Genomic DNA, 1,026 nt, shown 5'->3' with positions numbered 1-1,026 from the left:
CCGGCGGCGTTCCCGAGCCGAGGGAAACGGGTTGATGATCGGGCCGGTGCCCTCCTCCAAATGGAAGTCGTAGAACGATCTCAGCACAGTCTCGCAGTGCACCCGCGTTGACGCCGAGTACAGCGAGCCCGGCGCGGCCCGCCCCGTGACCGGGTTCGGCACGCCTGCCGAGGGCCGTGTCAACGCCTCCGCGGGTCCCTCACCGGAGGCCCGGTGGCGCCAATGCGCCCGGGAAACCTTCGGCGCGATCTGCATCCACCTGGCGAAGTCCCGCGCATCCCGCCGGCTCGCCCGATTCCACGCGACGTCCCATCCGGACAGGAACCGCCACCACCGCAGCAGGTCCATGCCGTAGGAGCGGATCGTCGTCGCCGGACGCGAGCTCGCCTGGAGCTCCGCGAAGAACGCCTCTACCGGGGCGACGGTGGCACCTTCCGCGTCGACCAGAACGTACGGTCGCTGCGGGTCCTTCGTCTCGATCAGTGCACCAGTCTCCGGCAGCACGAAGCCCGCTAAGTCCCGGGCAGCATCATCCGTCTCAAGCATGGCCGGGAAGCTAGCAGAAAGGGCCTCTGACCAGCCAATATTCCGTTGTTAGTTCAGTCAACGGCACCGTGCCGATCACCGTTGCCAGCGCTACCGAGGACCACTCGATCAGGTTCCACCTCTACCACCTGGAGGACATGGGCCGGGTGCGGGTGCGCAAGTACTGCGAGATCAAGGACCGTGAGGTCGACCAGGGCGAGATCGGCAAGGGCTACCAGCTGACCAAGGAACAGGTCATCCCGATCAGCGACGAGGAGCTGCGGGACCTGCCCCTGCCGACGGCGAAGGCCATCGAGATCGTCTCCTTCGTGCCGCTGGACTCCGTCGACCCCCCTGAAGATCGACGAGGGCTACTACCTGGCGCCCAGCGGGCAGGTCGCCGCGAAGCCCTACAAACTGCTCCGCATGGCCCTCGACCGGAGCAGCAAGGTGGCCGTCGCGAAGTACGTGTGGTCCGGTCGCGAGCGCCTCGGATTCCTC

At 67.0% G+C, this 1,026-nt stretch carries 1 protein-coding gene and 1 pseudogene; one reads left to right on the top strand and one right to left on the bottom strand.

Translation table 11 applies throughout. The features are described 5' to 3' along the window. On the bottom strand, positions 1-546 hold a 546-nt coding region (locus CCL05_RS33050; protein WP_208641672.1), incomplete at its 3' end, for a site-specific integrase. Positions 547-572: 26 nt separating this feature from the next. On the opposite strand from CCL05_RS33050, the pseudogene CCL05_RS46590 reads away from it, so the two are divergent. Further along, positions 573-1,026, top strand: a pseudogene (locus CCL05_RS46590) (Ku protein); the annotation flags it as partial.

The sequence above is a fragment of the Streptomyces africanus genome (assembly GCF_002150735.1).
In the GTDB taxonomy this organism is placed as follows: domain Bacteria; phylum Actinomycetota; class Actinomycetes; order Streptomycetales; family Streptomycetaceae; genus Streptomyces; species Streptomyces africanus.
This window is presented reverse-complemented; position numbering and strand designations above follow the sequence as displayed.